Here is a 15,730-nt window from a genome sequence, read left to right as displayed (position 1 = left end):
GTGATCAGTGCCGAGTGATCAGTGATCAGTGGAAGAGCCGAGCGAGAGCGTCTCGGTGACGTTGCCGCAGGTGGGCATGGCGTCACCGTAGTAGGGGTTGAGGACCTTGGGTTCGGGGGAAAGCCAGTCGGCACCCCCGCCGAAGGCCATGGGGCAGTGGACGACGTAGGCGGGGCCGACGGCGTCGGGGGCGCGTTCGCGGATGAGGGCGATCAGTTGTTGGCTGAGGCGCGCGAAAGCGGCGCGGCGGGATTTGAGGTCGGAGGCGTCGAGGAGGGGAGCGGTGAAATCGGCGAGGCCGAGGGGCTCGAGAACTTCGGCAAGTTGGGCGGCGGCTTGCTTGGCGGCGGGTTCGTCGTCGTGGGCGAGCGCGCTAGCGATCGGGTAGTAAACGGCGAGCGCCGCGCGGAGGGCGGCGGCTTCGGCGGGGTCGACCTCGGTTCCGGCGGGGGTGAGGGACATCATCGAGGGCTTGGCTTGGATCTGGAGTTCGGAGTCGAGCTTGAAGGCGCCATGGACCACGACGAGTTCGCCTTCCTCAAGGCCGCCCTCGACGATGAATCGCTCGCCGACCTTCGGACCGAGGAGGATCTCGCGGCCTTCATAGTGACCGGCTTCCTTGAGCTTCACGTAAACGACGGCGCGCTGGCCGGTGCGGAGGACGGCCGAGGCGGGAACGAGCAGGGGCTCGGGGGCGCCTTTGGCATCGGGGATGAAGCCAAGTTCCTCGGCCGGAACGAGGTCCATGCCGCAGATGTCGCACTGGCCGGGGCCGTCCTTGACGATTTCCGGGTGCATCGGGCTGATCCATTTCCCGGCCAGCGAGGGATCGAGCGCCCGGCCGTTGGCGGTGACCGACGAGCGGGCGACGGCCTCGGCGAACATGCCGGGCTTCAGGGCGAGGTCGGGGTTGTCGACATTGACGCGAACCTTGGCGACGCGGCGCATGGGATCGATCTCGGGGTCGATGAAGGCGATGGGTCCGTGGAAGGTGCGGCCGGGCAGGGCTTCGACCGTAAAGCGGACGTCCTGCGCGTAGCGGAGCCACTGGAGGTCGGACTCGTAGGCCTCGAGCTTCAGCCAGACGGTCGACAGGTCGGCGACCTTGAACAGCGGGTCGCCGGTCTTCACATACTGGCCTTCGTTGGCGAGCTTGGCGGTGACCACGCCGGACTGCGGCGCGTAGAGCGTGAGGTGGTCGCTGGGAGTCTCGGAGTTCTCGATTTCCGCGATCTGCTGCTCGCTGAACTGGAGCAGGCGGAGCTTTTCCCGGGCGGCTTCGAGCAAGCGGCGGCGGGTGTCGCGCGCGGCGCCGGAGGGGTTGTTTTCGAGGGAACGCCGGGCCTCGATGAGTTCGCGCTGCGCGACCATGAGGTCGGGCGAGTAGATTTCGGCAAGGTGGTCGCCCTGACGGACGAGGGCACCGGTGTAGTCGACGAAAAGCCGGTCGAGCCGGCCGGCGACGCGCGAGGTGATGGTGGAAATACGGCGTTCATCGTAGTCGATGCGGCCGAACAGCCGGACCTCGGCCTGGGCGGGGGCACGGACGACAGGGGCGGTGCGCAGGTCGAGCAGCGCGACGGCCTCGGACGTGAGGACGATCTCGCGCGGGCCGGTGGCGGCACCTTCCTCGAGCGGGATGAGGTCCATGTTGCAGATCGGGCACAGGCCGGGGTTCGGCTGGCGGATCTGGGGGTGCATGGAGCAGGTCCAGAGGGTGTCGGACTCGGTGTGGATGTGTTTTTCTCCGGTCGCCGGCGTGCCGAACCACCAGCCGAAGAGGAAGAGGAGGACCGCGCCGAGGAACAGGGGCCAGGTTTTCAGGAAGCGGGAGGCTTTCATGGGAAGTTTAGCGGATGCCGGCGGCGGCCTTGAGGGTGGCGGTGGCCTTGCCGAGCTGGGCGCGGTTGCGGGCGAGTTGGAGGCGGTAGGCGAGGTGCTGACGCCAGGTTTCGATGAGGTCGTTGAAGCTGTTTTTTCCCGTGCTGTAGCCGGTGAGGGTGACGTCGTAGGCCTGGCCGGCATCGGGGATGAGGCGGGTCTCGAAAAGCCGGGCGACCTCGCGCGCGGTCTTGGCCTCGAACCAGGCTTCCTCGACGCGGTAGCGCAGGTCGGATCGCTTGGCGGCGATCATGGACTCGGTTTCGGCCATGCCCTCACGGGACTCGCGGATCATCGCGCGGCGCGGTTCCTGCCACAGCGGGATGTTGATGCCGAGGGTGGCATAGAGCTGGTCGCGGCCGTTGGACATGCGCGACAGGCCGGAGTCGGAGATCGATCCGTGGGTGATGCCGGCGGTGAAATCAGGATACTTTTCGAGTTCGGCGCGCTTGAGCTGGTGGCGGAAGGCGTTGGCGCGCTGTTCGGCGGCGGCGACCTCGGGGTGGTTCGCCTGGGCGCGGGCGAGCAGGCTTTCCAAAGACCCGGGCGAGGGAATGGAGGCATTGGCGGGCGTGGGCAAGGAAGCTCCGGAGGGGCGGTTGAGGAGGGAGTTGAGTCTCGCCGCGGCGGTGGCGCGGAGTTTTTCGGCCTCGGCGAGGTCGCGGTCGACCATCGTCAGTTCGTTGGCGAGCCGGAGCTGGTCGGCCTGGCTGGCCTGGTCGGCGGCGACGCGGGCGTCGATGGCCTGGCGCAGCGCATCGAGCACCGAGCGGCTCTCCTGGGTGAGGGCGATGGTCTGGTGCGCGAGGTAGAGATCCCACCAGGCGGCGTGGACCTGCTCGGTGAGCTTGAGTTCGAGGGCCTCGATCTCGGCGCGGGCGGCGGCGGCCTCGCTGTCGGCGGCGGCGGCGGCCTCGCGGCGCTTGCCGGGGAAAGGGAGCTTCTGTTTCACCGAGGCCATCGCTTCCATGCGGCCGGCGGCGGTCTCGGCCATCGAGCCGGCGGCGATTTCGGCCGTGGGATCGGGCAGGGAGCGCGCTTGCGGAGCCTTGGCGGCGAGTCGCCCGGCACGGTGGCGGGCGGCGGCGAGGGAGGGATGGTGCTGGATGGCGAGTGCCGCAAGGACGTCGGGGCCCGCGCTACGGGGAATGCCGTAATTCACGGCGGCGGCGGGTGGCGGCACGTCGAGCATGGCCGACTTGGCGCCGACGGCATCGGGCGAGTTCGAGCAGGCAGCGAGCCACAGGCAGGTTCCTGCGATGAGGATGCGGTGCATGGGAAAAGAGGTGGCCACCGGAGGCGCGCATCAGGCTCCTCCGGTGGCAAGGGGTCAGGGCTGTTCGAGCTTCGACAGGTATTTCTCCGGGTCCTTGCGGAACTTCGGCTCGCAGTGCTCGCAGCAGAACTTGATCGTCTGGCCCTCGTAGACGATGACATGGGGCTCGCCCATTTCGCCGAGCTTCTCTCCGGAAACGAGGCAGACCTCCAGCGGATAGGGCTTGGCGCCGGCGGTGTCGACCGCCGTCGCGGACTCGGCCGGTGGCTCGGCGGTGGCCGTTTCCTGCTTCGAGCAGGAGGTGAAGGCGAAGGCGAGGGATGTGATCAGGATGGTGATTTTCATGATGGTTGGTTCTGTTAGATAGAGTGGGGATTGAGGGGCAAAGCGTGGAGTGACCGGGGCCGGAAAGGGCCGCAGCGGTACGCGGAAAAGCCGCCGCGAAGCAAGGTGCGGGCGGGTTCAGGAAACGGCGGGCTTCAAATGAGCCAGCGGGCGAGGCGGGCAAGCCGCGTTCGCGGGGGATCGCTGCCGGGGAAAAAGTGTGCGGCCACGAAGATGCGGGGGACTTCCGCTGGGGGCGTCACCGCGATGAAGATTTCCGCGGGAAGCGGGATCCCGGGGTCGTGGGAAAGTTCGGGGGCCTTGGCGAGATCGCGCGGGTCCTTCGACTTGCAGTGGCAGACGTGCTCCTTGGGAGACGGGTCACCGTGCTTTTTCGTGGCGGATTTCTCGCAACACGAGTGGCGGGCGGGACCGGCGTCCTTGCTGCATCCCTCCGCCGCGCAGCAACAGAGCGGGCTTCCGATGAGGAAGACCAGCAGCAGGGCGACGATGGATCGGGAGAGACTCAATGCAGGTGTGAGGTTCCGGACGACGAATGATTCCATAAACCTGAAGCATCGCCGGGGCAAGCCCCCGGATCCGTCACCTTGATTTCACGAACCGTTCACCGCGCGAGCATGCTCGTTTCATCGCGGCCTCCGAGCCTTTCCAACGAAGAGCATTTGAAGCCATGAACGTGATGAATCCCACCCCAGTTGTCGCCGCGCTGGTCCTGCTGACGCGGCTTGCCACAGCGCTGCCGACTCCCGATGCCGATGCCGACCGCACGCTGCCACCCCGGTTCGAGGTGACCGGCGAGCAGAACGCCGAGGCCTTTCCGCTGAAGTCGACCGACCTTCAGGCCACCCTTTCCGGCGTGATCGCCGAGGTCACGGTCAAGCAAACCTACGCCAACACGGGCAGTTCGCCGATCGAGGCGGTCTATGTTTTTCCGGCCAGCACGCGGGCGGCGGTGCACGGGGTGGAAATGAAGATCGGCGAGCGCGTGGTGGTGGCCGAGATCCAGGAGAAGAAGCAGGCCAAGGCGACCTATGAAAAGGCCAAGGCCGAGCACAAGACGGCATCGCTGCTCGAGCAGGAGCGTCCGAATGTGTTCCGCATGAACGTGGCGAACATCCTGCCCGGCGATGAGGTGAAGGTGACGCTCCATTTCAGCGAGAAGCTGACCGCAACGGAGAGGGTGTATGAGTTCGTGTATCCGACCGTGGTCGGCCCGCGCTACTCGAATGCCGGCGCGGCGACCGAGCCGTGGATCGGGAACCCCTATCTGGGGGAAGGCGTGGCGACCCCGGCGACCTTCGCGGCCCAAATCCGGGTGAATGCCGGCATGCCGTTGCAGTCGCTGACCTCGCCGAGCCACTCGGTGAAAATCGACTTCACCGGCAAGGAGCAGGCGGAGGTGGACCTGCCGGCCAGCGGCGAGGCGGCGGACCGGGATTTCGTGCTGCACTACCGCTTGGCCGACTCGCAGGTGGCCAGCGGGCTGCTGCTGCACGAGGGGGAAAAGGAGAACTTCTTCCTGGTGAATGTGGAGCCGCCCCAGCGGGTCGTGCCGGAGCAGATCCCGGCGCGCGACTATCTGTTCGTGCTGGATGTCAGTGGCAGCATGCACGGCTTTCCGCTGGATACCGCCAAGTCTCTGATGCGCGATTTACTGGGTGGCCTGCGGCCGACGGATACCTTCAACGTGCTGCTCTTCGCCGGGGAAAGCCGGATGTTTTCCCAAACCTCGCTGCCGGCCACGCCGGAAAACATCGCCCGCGGCACCGACCTCACGCGGATGGCGAACGGCAGCGGTGGCACCGAGCTGCTGCCGGCCCTGAAGCGCGCGCTGGCGCTGCCGATGGACGAAGACACCTCGCGCAGCATCGTGGTGGTGACGGACGGCTACGTCAGCATCGAGCGCGAGGCCTTCGAGCTGGTGCGGTCGCAGCGCGGGCGGGCGAACCTGTTCGCCTTCGGGATCGGCAGCTCGGTCAACCGCTGGCTGATCGAGGGTCTGGCCCGCGCCGGCATGGGCGAGCCTTTCTTCGTCCTGCATCCCGGCGAGGCGGAGGAAACGGCGCGCCGTTTCCGCGGCTACATCAGCTCGCCGGTGCTGACGGGGATCCGGGTGAGCTACGAGGGGTTTCGTACTTCCGAGGTGCAGCCGCGGAGCATCCCGGACGTGTTCGCCGACCGTCCGATCGAGCTGATCGGGAAATGGACCGGCGAGCCGCGGGGGCGGATCATCGTGACCGGCCAGGGCGGCGCGGGGCCGTATAAGGCGGTTTTCGACGTGGCCGACGTGGCCTCGCGCAGCAACCCGGCGCTGCGGACCTTGTGGGCGCGGGAAAAGGTGCGCACGCTGGCGGACGATGCTCTGGTGGCGGGCCGGGGGAAAGAGGAGATCAACCGGGAAATCACCACGCTCGGGCTGACCTACAGCCTGCTGACGGAGCACACCTCTTTCGTGGCCGTGGATGAAACCCCGCGCGAGGTGGTGGACAAGCTCAAGAAGGTGACCCAGCCGCTGCCGCTGCCGAAGGGGGTCGGCGAACAGGCGCTCGGCACCGGCCAGGTGGTGTCGGGCGGCGGTGGCTCCGCGGTGGGTGCGGCGCCGGAGCCGGGGGTGGTGAGCCTTTTGCTGCTGACGGCCGCCGGCCTGCTCCTGCATCGGCATCGGGTGCAGCCGGGAGAATGATGCCGCGGTGCTACGATGAACACGGTAGTTCCCGGTATGAGGATGGCCGGGTCCGGGTGCCCGGCGATCCGCTGGAAGGCCGTGGCGGCCGTGGCGGCGCTGCTGTTGGCCTCGCTGCCGACGCTGGCGTGGTACGGGCGGCGGCTTGACGATGGCTCCGACGAGCCGCTCGGGTTGATCGCGCTGCTGGCGGGGCTGGGCACCTTGGGGGCGGCTGTTCGTTTCGGCGGGCGCGACCGCGACCAGGTGAGGATCGCGGCCGGCCGGATGCTGGCCGGGGCGGCCGGGCTGGCGGTGGTGCAGGCCGCGGGCTGGCCGCGCTATCCGCTGCTCACCGGCCTGCTGACGGTGGCGGTGATCGGCTTTTCCCTCCGCATGCCGCGCGGCAAGGCGGGCGTGATGGCGTTGCTCGTGTTGTCGCTGCCGCTGGTGGCGTCGCTCGACTTTTATGCCGGCTATCCGCTGCGCCTCGCCGCGGCGGAAATCACCCGCTGGCTTTTGAAACTCGGCGGGCTGCCGGTCGAGCGGGCCGGCGTGGTGATCCTGGAGGGCGAGCGGATGGTCGGGATCGATCCACCCTGTGCCGGCATCCGGATGCTGTGGACGGCGTGCTTCGTGGCCGCGGTGCTGGCGGCGCGCCTGCGGCTCAGTGCGGTGCGGACGCTCGCCCTGCTGACCATGGCGGTGGGATGTGTGATCATCGGCAACGGGCTGCGCGCGGCGATCGTGTTTTTCCCGGAATCGGGGCGCGTGGCATGGCCTCATTGGCTGCATCCCGGGACCGGCTTGCTGGTTCATGGCGGCGTGTTGCTGGCGGTGTTCCATCTCAGCGGGCGGCTCGCCCGACTGCGGCGGCCGCGCGGGAGTTTGCTGCGCCGTGGTATGGTCGTCGGGTTCGGTCTGCTGGCTGTGGTGGCGGGTCGGACGGCGGAGCGACCGGGCCCGATCGAAACGCAGGGCATTGATGAGAAATGGCCGGCGGTCTGGGAGGGAGTTCCTTTGGTCCGCCTGCCTCTGAGCAAGGTGGAGGAGCGCTTCGCGGCGGCCTTTCCGGGGTCGATCGCCCGCTTCCGCTGCGGCGATGCCGAGCTGATCCTGCGGCGGACCGATCGCGCCACGCGGAGGATGCATCCGGCGGCGGACTGCCTGCGGGCCGAAGGTTTCACCACCCACAGCGAGCCGGCGCACCGTGATGCCGACGGCCGGCTGTGGGGCACCACCCGGGCCGGGCGCGATGGCCGGAGCTGGACGGTCCGCGAGCGCTACGTTTCCGCGGGCGGCAAGGCCTGCACGGATGCTTCGGCATGGTTTTGGAATGCCACCCTGCATCCCGAGGCGGGGCCGTGGACGGCGGTGACGATGATCCGCCCGGCGGAAACCCCATAGGATGTCGTCCGCCCGGCAATCTTTCGCGGCTTTCGTGACAATGTCGTGCCGAGCCGAAGGTATACGCGATTGGAAATTTCATGCAAAACACCGGGCGGCATCCACCGGAACTCCGCCCGGATGCACTTCCGATCCGGCGACCTCATTTCACCACCTGAACCCATGATATTCCGATGAAACCTTCACCTGGTTGTTCTCTGACTGCCCTGGTTCCCGTCCTTCTTGCCTTGTGGGCGATCCCGGCCAAGGCAAGCTCCTATGCGGACGCGGTGCTCGCCGACGGCCCGCTGGTGTTCCTTCCTCTGGGAGGTGCGATTCCGCAAAGCGTCGCGGTCAACAGCGGCAGCCTCGGCGCGGTGCTCGATGGCACGCACGCCGGCGTCGGATACCGTGACTTCGGGGCTCTCGACGCGGGCACGAGCACGGCGATCTCCTATGCCGATGGTGCCCTGACGACGGTGCCTTTCCATGCGGCGCTGAATCCGCCGGCGGGCGAATCTTTCACCATCGAGGCCTGGGTCCGCCCCGACGTGAACGGCGCCACCAACGCCCAGGCTCCGCTGTTCAATCGCCGCTCGGCGGGAAACCGGCAGGGCTGGGCGTTTTTCCAGCGCTCTTCGACCACCGGCTGGAATTTCCGGATGTATGATGAAAATGGCGGGACTCCGTCGATCGACATCACCGGCGGCTCCTACTTCATCGGGGCCTGGTCCCATCTGGCCGTGGTGTGGGACGGCCCGGCTTCGACCGCCACCCTTTACGTCGATGGGGTGAACGTGGGCAGCCAGTCGGGCGGCTACGTGCCGAACACCGAGGTGCCGCTCGGGCTGGGCGCCTACAGCTCCGACAACGCCGGCGACAACCCCTTCACCGGCGGCCTCGACGAGGTGGCCTTCTACCCGGCCGCGCTGACCTCCCAACAGATCAACGCCCACATCGACAATGCGTGGACGCTGACCCCCGAGCAGTCCTATGCCACGCTGGTCGAGTCGGATGGCGCGATCCTTCACCTGCGCCTGGACGAGTACCCACCGTCGCGGGTGGTGGCGGGAAATCTGGGCAGCCTCGGTGTTGCCGGAAACGGCATCCATTTTCCCGGAGCCATCCACGGGGTGGCGGGCGCGCTGGCGGGCGATGACAACCCGGCGATGCGCTACGACATGATCGACCCGGTCTCCACCGATGGCGGCTATCCCACCGTGCTGCCGGCGGAGGAGGCGCTCAACTCGGAGAGCTTCTCGTGGGAGGGCTGGGTGCGCCCGCTGGCCGAGGGGAATCCGAATGCACAGGCGTTGGTGAAAAACCACGAGCCCAACGGAGACCGCACCGGATGGGTGATCTGGCAGCGGGGGTCCAACGCCGCCACCAGTCCCGGCAGCGGCTACGGATGGAACCTCCGGCTCTACAACGGCAGTGGCAACAACGCGACCATCAACCTGGTGTCCGGCAATGGCGCCGGCGGATATGTCGTCGGCGAATGGCAGCATCTCGCCGTGACCTACAACGCCTCCACCCAGACCGCCCTCATCTATGTCAATGGTGCGCAGGTGGCGACGCAGACGACCACAGCGGGCCCCTATGTTCCGAACGGGCCCGGCGATGTTCCGATCGGCCTCGCCGGGTTTCCGAACGGCACCGAGAATCCGTTCAAGGGTGATCTCGATGAAGTGGCGTTCTACGATACGGTGCTGTCTACCCAGCAGATTGCCGATCACCATGCCAACGGCATCAATGCCTCGCGCCCGGTGCCCTATCATGAGTTGATCGAGGCGGACGGTCCCGTAGCCTATTACCGGCTTGACGAGCCCGAGGTCGCGGCGGCGGAAAACCTCGGCTCGCTGGGAGCGGACGGGCAGGGGGTCTATGTCAACGATCCCCTTCCCATCGCGGCACCCGAGCTCCCGGTCTTCGATGTCGGGCAGATGGCCAGTCTTTTCGATGGCGACAAGACCTATGTCGAACTCCGCAATCCGGAGGAGTTGAACATTGCGGGTGAAATCACGCTTGAAGCGTGGGTTCGCCCGGATCCGACGCAGGTCCAGACTTCGGCGAACATCATCGGCCACGGGGGAAATGACAACTTCGACAAGGAACTCTATCTGCGGATCGAGGAAGGCAACTACGAGGTCGGAGCCAGCGGTGGCAAGGCGTCGTTCGCCATTCCCGCCGAGGATCTGAGCGGCGATGCCTGGGTGCACCTGGCGGGAACGTGGAGCGGCGGGGAGTGGATGCTCTACCGCAATGGCGAGCTGGTCGCCACGGGCGAGGATCCCGACGGTGCCGTGGCGGTCGACAACGCCAACTGGTCGATCGGGTCGCGCGGGCGGTGGAAATACGGCACCCTTTTCCCGGACGCGGTCGATCCCGGCCAGCTGCGGGTTTTCAGCGGCGGCATCAGCTCGGCGGCAATCTACGATACGGCGCTGTCCGCTTCGCGGATTGAAGCTCATTTCGCGGGCAGCGGCGGAGCGGTTCCGCAGCTGATGCTGAGCCGCCCGGCCGGCTCGGTCACGCTGGAGTGGACGGAAGGCGTGCTTCAGGAGTCGGGCGACCTCGGGAGCTGGAGCGACGTGCCCGGCGCGGTTTCCCCCTATCTGCCCGATGACGGGCCGATCCATTTTTACCGGCTCCGCTATTAGCGCCTCGGGCAGCCCCGGCGCCCGGCCTCCGTCGGGCGTCGGGGTGTGCCTTACGACTTCGCTGCGGCGGCTGCCGGATCACCTGCGCAATTCTCCGTGAACGCCGGGATCTGCGATGGGCCGGGCTGGCCGCCTCCCCGAGGATCCCTGCTCGCCGCAGGGCGTGGTCGGTGGCGTGGGCCAGGGCCACCCGCGGCCGGGCCGCTGGACGGAAATCGCCGGACGAGGTGCGCCGGAGGTTTTCCCAGTCGTCAAAGGGGGCCCTTCAGTCATCTCGAAGCACCTCGCGGACTTCGGCGATGAGGCGCTGGACCTCGCCGAGGAGGTCGGCAACGGCGCGGCGGGTCTCGATGCGCCACTCGGTCTCGGCGAGTTGTTCCTCATCGGCGGAATCGAGCCCGCGCAGGGCGTCGCGCAGGGCGTCGCGCGCCTTCTTGAGGCGGACCAGGGTGTCGCCGGCAGTCAAGGCGTCGGGCGGCCAGGGCTCGTCGGCATCGTGGCCGAGCGCGCCAGCGAGCTTGGCGGAGGCGATCTGGACGCCATTGACGATCTCGCGCAACGGATGCTCGCGGGGCGAATCGTCGGGCATCCAGCCCGCCACGTCATGAAAGAGCGCCACCGCGAGGTCCGTTGCCCGATCGAGCAGCTCGGGACGCCGAGGTTCGGGTCGATCCTTCCACGCTTCGGCCTCCAGCTCGGCCATGGCCTCGGCGGCGAGTTCGTTCATTTCATCGATCCATTGCTGGCGCTCCCGCGCGGCCTCGGGGGTATCCTCGGGTTCGGGCGGGTGACCGGTTTCCCGGCGCAGCCGCTCGCGCTCCTCGTGGTAGATCTCGTCGTAGCGGTCCTCGTCGAAGCCTTCACGCTCGATGCGCGCCTCGATGCGATCGAGCAGCTTGTCCATCCAGGCGGTCTGGGCTTCGGCTTCGGCCTCGGCGGTGCTTTGGGGGGCGTCGTCGTCGAAATCCTCGTCATCGACCGCCCCGGCATGGGCGGCGGAGAGGCGGTCCATGAAGCGGGTCATGGCTTCGGCATTGCGCGCCCGTTGGGCCAGTTCTTCATCGGCCGTCATCGTCCATGACGGATCGGGATTGAGCTCGAGTTCGAAGTCGGTGCTTTCAATGACCACGCGCCCGTTGGCCTCGCTGAACCACTCGAGGTAGAGGCAGTTCGCCCAGTGGTAGGATGGCCGGCCGGCTTGGGCGGCGCCGTGCCTTTCCTCCACCGGCGTGTCGGACACCTTGACCTTGCGGGAGGCGGTGATGTCGCCGACGACGCCCCGCTGGCAGGGAGCGAGCCCGTCGAGCGGGCCGGCCTGGGGCCGCGGCTGGTGGAAACGGAGGAGGTGGCCGGCGAGGTCGGCCCACGGCGAACCTTCCAGCTCGAGCTCGACCGGCTCCGCGCGGTTCGCGAGCCACAGGCGGCCGGTGGTTTGGCCGCGCTGGCGGCTGTCGATCTCACCGCGAACCACCTGCTGATCGATGCGCCAAGCCATGCCGCGAGGATGGGCGGGGAGGAGGGGCCTGCCAAGGAGGGATGTCCGCGGACTTCAGGCCCGGGATTTCCGGCGCCCGCGCCGGGTGAGCAGGCCGACGCCCGCGACGGCCAGGGCGGCGGTGCCGGGCTCGGGGACGGTCTGGATGTCGAAGCGCAGCGAGGGCCAGTCGGAGGCGAGCTGGCCGCTCCAATCGGACCCGAAGGCGACCGTCACGGAGTCCGCAGTGTAGGAAACGACGGGGTCCGAGGGGCGGGAAGCACCGGAGGGATTCAGCGGGGACGCCAGATAGGTGGCGTAGTTGCTGTCGGCGAAATTGAAGCTCACGCCGGAGATCCCGGCGGTCGGGGAGAAGTCGAGGTCGGACAGGGTCAGCACCAGCGAGAAGACGCCCTCGGGATCCTCGATGCCGACATCGAAGGTGTCGCCATCGACCCACGACAGGACGAGGGTGGGGAAACCGAGGGAGACGCTGGTGTTACCGGCCACGGAGGCCGAGGTGGTGGCGGGACCGAAGTCGAAGCCGTCGTAGGTGCCGGCGATCTGGTAGTCATCGCCGAGCAGCGAAGTGCTCTGGGCCGCGGCGAAGGACCCGGACAACACGGCCGCCGGAACGAGGCGGATCCAGCGGGGGAAACGGGCGGATTTTTTCATCAGTCGCAGGGCCTACCAGACAGGGCGCGTCAGGGCAAATCCTTTGGGACCGCGCCGGCGGCGGCTGCGGGCGAAGGGCTGAACCAGCCCGAATTCTCCGCCCGGTGGCGCGGCTGCCACCGTTTCACCGGCCGGGGCGGCGAAGGAAAGGAGGAGCCGGAGGCCGCTTACTCGGCCTTGGTCGAGAAGACGGGTAGCCTGGCCCCGGGATTGAGCGTTTCCGGGGTTTTCAGGGAAAACTGGCGGTCCTCGCCGACCTGGTACTGGGTCATCACGATGGGGACCACGGTCAGGACCACCAGCGGCGTGTCGTCATCGATCGCGCGCCCCACGTGGAGCAGCATGGCGCAGTTGGGGATCTTGGAAACCTTGAGCTGGTCGCCGGGGACGAACCAGTTCCGCGCGGCGGAGTTGGCGGTGGGGAAGAGGTAATCGACGACCACCGGGTAGGGCACGGGTTTGGCGAACTCATCCGGCTGGACCATCGCCCGCCCGCGGACGGCGAAGCCCTCGGGGAACAGGTCGTCACCGGTCAGGTCGCGCGTTTCCACGACCTCGAGGTCGGCCTCGACGTACTGGATCAGCTCGGGCTGTTTGAGGCCGGTCAGGTAGTTGCGCAGCAGCGCTCCGTTGAGGGTGGCGGTCTTGTCGTCGGGCAGCTCGGCGTAGCGGCGGTAGAGCTTTTCGGGATCCGCCGCCTCGCCGGGCGGGGCCTGCTGGAGGGTGAACCCGACCGGCGGCTCGGCGCGACCCAGCTTGCTGATGAGGCGGTAGAACTGCGGGATTTCCGGGTGACCGAAGACGTGCAGGGTGAGCAGCCAGGAAAGGATGGCCAGGCAGGCGGCGACGATGTTGGCGAGCAGCCACCCGTAATAGTGGGCGCGGCGTTTCCTCCGGGGGGGCAGCGTTTCCGCCTTGGCGCTCATTTCGTGGTGCAGTCGCCCTCGGGATCGAAGTCGGATGGCGGATCGCCGGCGGTTTCAAAGGAGGTGCCGCAGCCGCAGGAGCGGACGGCCTGGGGGTTGACGACCCGGAAGCCGGCGTCGGAAAGGCCGTCGGAGTAGTCGATCATGCAGCCGGCGAGCTTGTCCGCGCTGTCGCCGGCGACGATCAGGCGGCCGCCCCCGAAGGCGGAGAGGTCGTCGCCGTCCTCCGGCTCGGCGATCTTCATTTCATACTGCCAGCCGGCGCATCCGCCGCGGCGGACGGCGAGGCGCAGGCCGGCCTTTTCCGACGCTCCCTTGCTGGCAAGGAGATCGCGTAGGGCGGTGGCGGCGCGGTCGCTGATGGTGATCATGACGGGGTCTAGATAAAATGGCAGCGGCGGGGTGCGAGGAGAAAATATTTGCGCGGAATCGGCCGCAGCGGGGGCGGGCCGACGTTTTTCCCGGCGAGGATCCCCTTGCCGCCGAGGGGCGGGGAGTTTGAAGTGACGGGGTGCCGTCGATCCGAGTGCTCCCCGATGTCTTGGCCAGCCAGGTGGCGGCCGGCGAGGTGGTGGAGCGCCCGGCCAGCGTGGTCAAGGAGCTGGTGGAAAACAGCATCGATGCGGGCGCGCGCGAAGTGCTGGTGGAGATCCGCCGCGGCGGCGCGGCGCTGGTCCGCGTCACCGATGATGGCTGCGGCATGACGCCCGGGGACGCCCGCATGTCGCTGGAGCGGCACGCCACCAGCAAGCTGCGTGAGGCCGCCGATCTGCACCGGATCCGCACCCTCGGCTTTCGCGGCGAGGCGGTGCCCAGCATCGCCAGTGTGTCCCGTTTCCGCCTGAAAACCCGCACCGCCGGGGCGGTGGCGGGCACCGAGATCGAGGTCGAGGGCGGGCGCATCGCCGAGCCGCGCGATGCCGGCTGCCCGGTGGGGACGGTGATCGAGGTGAGGGACCTGTTTTTCAACGTGCCCGCGCGGAAGAAATTCCTGCGCACCGAGACCACCGAGAGCGCCCACATCGAGCACCAGCTGCGGCTGCACGCCCTGGCCGCGGCGGAGGTGCGGATCCGGTTCCGCAAGGACGAACGGGAGGTCTTCGACCTGCCGGCCGGGCTCGACCGCTTCGACCGCCTGCGCCAGATCGTGGGGCTGGCGGTCGGCAAGGAACTGCTGCGGCTGGAGACGACCGAGGGCCGCGGGCTGAAGGTGGAAGGCTTCCTTTTGCCGCACGGTCACGCCCGCCGCGGGCGGAAACACCAGTGCATCTTCCTCAACGGGCGGCCGGTCGAGGACGCCGCGATCTCGCGCGGGCTGGTCGAGGGCTTCCGCGGCGGCCTGCCCGAGGGGCTGCATCCGGCCGCCTGGCTGTGGATCGAGCTGGATCCCGCGCTGGTCGATGTGAACGTCCACCCCGCCAAGCGCGAGATCCGCCTGCGCCAGCCGCACGAGCTGCGGGAGGCGATCGCGGCCGCGGTGATGGGAGCGTCTTCGGCCCTGCAGCCGCCCAAGCCGGTGCTGCGGGAGCCGCCTTCGGCCCCCGTGCGACCGGCACCGCCTCGGTCGCCGGAATACGCCGCGCCCGCGCCGCGGCCGGTGGCCTGGCAGCCGGTCGCGGTCGAGTGCCCGCTGCTTCCCGACCCGGCGGAAACGTCGCGGCAAACCGGGCCACGCTTTCGTTTCATCGGCACCCTGCTCGGGCGCTATGCGCTGCTGGAATCGGAGGACGGCCTGGTGATGCTCGATCCGCAGGCGGCGCGGGAGCGGATCCTTTACGAAAAACTTCTCGCCGGCGGCCAGGGGAGCGGGCACTCGCAGAGCCTGCTGGTGCCGGTGGTGCTGGATCCCGGCCCGCGCGAGGCCGAGCTGCTGCTGGCCCATCGCGAGGGCCTCGCGACGGCGGGCTTCGAGCTGGGCGATTTCGGCGGCGGCAGTGTCCAGGTTTCCTCGGCGCCGTCCTTCGTCGATCCGGCGGAGGTCGCCGCGCTGCTCACCGGTCTCGCCGACGAGCTGGCCGATGAAGCCTCGCTTTCCCGTCGCTTCGCCCTCGAACGGCTGGCCAAATCCCTGGCACGGAAGGCCGCCCTGCTGGAAAAAACGCGGCCGGAGGAGGCGCTGGCGCTGCTCGACCGGCTCTTCGAGTGCGATCTTCCCTATTGCGCCGCCGACGGGCGCCCGACCCTTACCGAATTCTCCCTCGGAGAGCTGGAGCGACGGTTCGGCAGCAGCCGCTGAAAAGCGCGAAATTTTACGAGGGCAAAAGTTTAAAAAGCCTTGGTAGTCTTCGCGATTGTAATCTTAAGCAACTTCACGCCGGACGAAAGAGGGTTTCCGCTCATGAGCTTCAGACCTTCAAAATTTCAAATCGTTCAAATATTTTTCAAAAAGTTCTTGGTTCATCAATTTCACTGAAATATACGCAATCCCGTAAGAAGGCGGGATCG

The 15,730-nt window shown here is 67.9% G+C and carries 12 protein-coding genes; 4 read left to right on the top strand and 8 right to left on the bottom strand.

The window, feature by feature from the left end; genetic code table 11:
- Window positions 1–18: 18 nt before the first annotated feature.
- From ABXH26_RS11885 to ABXH26_RS11870, 4 genes are all read right to left on the bottom strand, one after another.
- Complete coding sequence (locus ABXH26_RS11885; RefSeq protein ID WP_353567289.1) at window positions 19–1,842, bottom strand: heavy metal-binding domain-containing protein; 1,824 nt, start codon at window positions 1,840–1,842, stop codon at window positions 19–21.
- Window positions 1,843–1,849: 7 nt separating this feature from the next.
- Entirely contained in the window at window positions 1,850–3,157 is a 1,308-nt protein-coding gene (locus tag ABXH26_RS11880) for a TolC family protein (RefSeq protein ID WP_353567288.1), read from the bottom strand.
- Window positions 3,158–3,211: 54 nt separating this feature from the next.
- Window positions 3,212–3,502, bottom strand: coding sequence for a YHS domain-containing protein (locus ABXH26_RS11875; protein WP_353567287.1), 291 nt, complete (start codon window positions 3,500–3,502; stop codon window positions 3,212–3,214).
- A 134-nt stretch (window positions 3,503–3,636) separates the two neighbouring features.
- Complete coding sequence (locus ABXH26_RS11870) at window positions 3,637–4,047, bottom strand: hypothetical protein (protein ID WP_353567286.1); 411 nt, start codon at window positions 4,045–4,047, stop codon at window positions 3,637–3,639.
- Between the two features lie 134 nt (window positions 4,048–4,181).
- Here ABXH26_RS11870 and ABXH26_RS11865 point away from each other — a divergent pair, with 134 nt between their 5' ends.
- From ABXH26_RS11865 to ABXH26_RS11855, 3 genes are all read left to right on the top strand, one after another.
- Entirely contained in the window at window positions 4,182–6,185 is a 2,004-nt protein-coding gene (locus ABXH26_RS11865) for a VIT and vWA domain-containing protein (protein WP_353567285.1), read from the top strand.
- Window positions 6,186–6,227: 42 nt separating this feature from the next.
- Window positions 6,228–7,571 (top strand): archaeosortase/exosortase family protein, encoded by a 1,344-nt coding sequence (locus ABXH26_RS11860; protein ID WP_353567284.1) that lies wholly within the window; start codon window positions 6,228–6,230, stop codon window positions 7,569–7,571.
- A 173-nt stretch (window positions 7,572–7,744) separates the two neighbouring features.
- Window positions 7,745–10,210 (top strand): LamG domain-containing protein, encoded by a 2,466-nt coding sequence (locus ABXH26_RS11855; RefSeq protein ID WP_353567283.1) that lies wholly within the window; start codon window positions 7,745–7,747, stop codon window positions 10,208–10,210.
- Window positions 10,211–10,475: 265 nt separating this feature from the next.
- On the opposite strand, the gene ABXH26_RS11850 is transcribed toward ABXH26_RS11855, so the two are convergent.
- The 4 genes from ABXH26_RS11850 to ABXH26_RS11835 all read right to left on the bottom strand — a co-directional run bounded on the left by ABXH26_RS11850 (window position 10,476) and on the right by ABXH26_RS11835 (window position 13,656).
- Window positions 10,476–11,705, bottom strand: a complete 1,230-nt coding sequence (locus ABXH26_RS11850) for a hypothetical protein (protein WP_353567282.1) — start codon at window positions 11,703–11,705, stop codon at window positions 10,476–10,478.
- Window positions 11,706–11,759: 54 nt separating this feature from the next.
- Window positions 11,760–12,359 (bottom strand): PEP-CTERM sorting domain-containing protein, encoded by a 600-nt coding sequence (locus ABXH26_RS11845; RefSeq protein ID WP_353567281.1) that lies wholly within the window; start codon window positions 12,357–12,359, stop codon window positions 11,760–11,762.
- A 167-nt stretch (window positions 12,360–12,526) separates the two neighbouring features.
- On the bottom strand, window positions 12,527–13,285 hold the full coding sequence (locus ABXH26_RS11840) for a hypothetical protein (protein ID WP_353567280.1): 759 nt from the start codon (window positions 13,283–13,285) through the stop codon (window positions 12,527–12,529).
- Window positions 13,282–13,656, bottom strand: coding sequence for a HesB/IscA family protein (locus ABXH26_RS11835; protein ID WP_353567279.1), 375 nt, complete (start codon window positions 13,654–13,656; stop codon window positions 13,282–13,284). The genes ABXH26_RS11840 and ABXH26_RS11835 overlap by 4 nt, the downstream gene beginning before the upstream one ends.
- Window positions 13,657–13,796: 140 nt before the next feature.
- Between ABXH26_RS11835 and mutL the strand changes: the two genes are divergently transcribed.
- Window positions 13,797–15,521 carry a DNA mismatch repair endonuclease MutL gene (mutL, locus tag ABXH26_RS11830; RefSeq protein WP_353567278.1) on the top strand — a complete coding sequence of 575 codons (1,725 nt, stop codon included), beginning with the start codon at window positions 13,797–13,799 and terminating at the stop codon, window positions 15,519–15,521.
- Window positions 15,522–15,730 lie beyond the last annotated feature (209 nt).

Origin of the sequence: Haloferula sargassicola (assembly GCF_040362925.1) — a bacterium.
Lineage (GTDB): Bacteria > Verrucomicrobiota > Verrucomicrobiia > Verrucomicrobiales > Akkermansiaceae > Haloferula > Haloferula sargassicola.
This window is presented reverse-complemented; position numbering and strand designations above follow the sequence as displayed.